General features: G+C 73.7%; 3 protein-coding genes and 1 pseudogene. 3 read left to right on the plus strand and 1 reads right to left on the minus strand.

The annotated features are described in order from the left end of the window. Positions 1-487: MFS transporter (locus H5J29_RS30060; RefSeq protein ID WP_181784340.1), on the plus strand; the 487-nt coding region annotated here is incomplete at its 5' end. Here the strand turns inward: H5J29_RS30060 and H5J29_RS30065 are convergent. Beyond that, positions 477-1283, minus strand: a complete 807-nt coding sequence (locus tag H5J29_RS30065; RefSeq protein WP_181784341.1) for a DUF72 domain-containing protein — start codon at positions 1281-1283, stop codon at positions 477-479. The two genes, H5J29_RS30060 and H5J29_RS30065, sit on opposite strands and share 11 nt — an antisense overlap. A 51-nt stretch (positions 1284-1334) precedes the next feature. Between H5J29_RS30065 and H5J29_RS30070 the strand changes: the two genes are divergently transcribed. Further along, positions 1335-1763, plus strand: a complete 429-nt coding sequence (locus H5J29_RS30070; RefSeq protein ID WP_181784342.1) for a hypothetical protein — start codon at positions 1335-1337, stop codon at positions 1761-1763. Between the two features lie 16 nt (positions 1764-1779). Further along, a pseudogene (locus H5J29_RS30075) lies at positions 1780-2157 on the plus strand (amidohydrolase); the annotation flags it as partial.

The raw sequence follows: 2157 nt of genomic DNA on the forward strand, positions 1-2157 counted from the left end.
GGGCGTCGAACCGGGGGTCGCGGGGCTGGTGCTGACCCTGGGCAGCGTGGTCGGGCTCGTCGTGCGGATGCTGCACGGCTGGCTGGCGGACCGACGCGCGGGCGGGCACGTGGCGTTCGTGGCGGCGTCGCTGCTCTCCGGGGCGGTCGGGCTGGCGCTGCTCGCCGTGCCCGGCCCGGTCACGTTGGTCGTCGGGACGGTCCTCGGCTTCGGCCTCGGCTGGTCCTGGCCCGGGCTGCTGCAGTTCGCGGTGGTGCGGCTCAACCCGTCCGCCCCCGCCGCCGCGACGGCGATCGTGCAGGTCGGGGTCTACGCCGGCGGGTTCGTGGGGCCGATCGGCTTCGGCTTCCTCGCCACCCACGCCTCGTTCACGACGGCCTGGTTCGTCGCCGCGGGCGCGATGCTCCTGGCGGGCGCCGGGGTGCTGGTGGGACGGCGGATGCTCATCGCCCACCGCGTGGCCCGCGAGGCCCAGCTCACCGGCTGAGCCGCTCGGCCAGCGCGATCGCGTCCCGCGGGGCGTGGACCTTGACGTCGTTGTCGAAGTAGACGAACACGTCGAGCCCCTCGCCGAGCCAGCCGCGGACCCGGTCCGCCCAGGCGTCGAGCGCCTCGGGCGTGTAGCCGGAGATGTACAGCTCCTCGGCGCCGTGCAGCCTGCAGTAGACGAAGTCCGCGGTGACGTCGGTGAGGAACGGCCACTTGCCCGCCGTGTCCGCCACCACCAGCCCCACCTCGTGCTCGCGCAGCAGCGCGAGGAACGCCGGGTCGCGGAAGCTCGCGTGCCGCACCTCGATCGTGTGCCGCAGCGGGCGGTCGGCGTCCGTCTGCAGGACCGGGTCCGCGATCTTCTCGTCGTGCTCCTTCGCCAGCTCCACCGCGGCCGCGGTCGTGTGCGGCAGGAGTGCCAGGAAGTCCCGCATCCGGTCGGGACGGAAGATCATCCGCGGCGGGAGCTGCCAGAGGATCGGGCCGAGCTTCGACCCCAGCGCGAGGACGCCGGAGGCGAGGAAGTTCGCGACCGGCACCCGGACGTCGTTGAGCTGCTTGAGGTGCGTGACGAACCGGGGTCCCTTCACCGAGAACACGAAGCCCTCCGGTGTCTCCGCCCGCCAGCTCGGCCAGGAGCTCTGCAGCGAGTAGAAGGAGCCGTTGATCTCGATCGACGACACCGCGCGGGACAGATACTCCAGCTCGCGGCGCTGCGCCAGCCCCGTGGGGTAGAACTCGCCGCGCCAGGGCGGGTAGCGCCAGCCCGAGGTCCCGGTCCGCCAGGTCGCCATGCCCCCATCCTCGTCCCGTAACGCCGCACGCGCCGCGTTCGTCAACGTGTCGTGATCCCCCGTTGGCTCGTGCCGCTCGTCGTGCTCTGCGACCTCGCCGTCGTCGGCCTGCTGTACGCCGTACTCGGCTGGTTCGGCCTGCTGTTCGCCGTGCCGGTGCTGATCGGCTCCGTGATCGCGCTGGTGGTGCTGCGGGTGACCGCACCGGTGCGGCGCGCCGTCGCCGACCTCCGGGTCCCCGCGCGCCCGATGTCCTACGCCTCGGCGGACACCGGCTCCTGGTGGGTCCCGAACCACGACTCCCCGACGGCCACGGGCTGGTCGGGTGGCGAGTCCTGGAGCGGGTCGTGGTCGGGCGACACCGGTTCCGCCGACTGCGGGTCCTGGGGCTCCGGCTCGTCGTCGGACTCCGGTTCCTCCTGCTCCTCGGACTCGGGCTCCTCGTCGTCGGACTCCGGCTCGTCGTCCTCCTCGGACTGACCCCTACCCTCCGGGCATGCCCTCGCAGCCCGACGACAGCTTCCTGCGCGCCCTGGTCGCGGCGACCGAGCGGGCCGTGGCCGCCGCGGAGCCGCTGGGCTCCGCGCACGCCGGGGCCACGGTCGACCTGCGAGAACAGGTCCGTGAGGCGGTCGCGCAGCTCGGGGACGAGCTCGTCGCGCTGAGCCGGGACCTGCACGCCCATCCCGAGACGTCGTTCGAGGAGCACCGCTCGGTCGCGGCCGTCGCCGACCTGCTGAGGCGGCACGGTCACGAGCCGGAGGTCGGTGTCGGCGGGCTGGAGACCGCGCTGCGCTGCACCGCCGGGTCCGACGGCCCGCACATCGGCATCCTCGCCGAGTACGACGCCCTGCCCGGCATCGGGCACGGCTGC

The sequence above is a fragment of the Pseudonocardia pini genome, assembly GCF_013870575.1.
Classification (GTDB): domain Bacteria; phylum Actinomycetota; class Actinomycetes; order Mycobacteriales; family Pseudonocardiaceae; genus Pseudonocardia; species Pseudonocardia pini.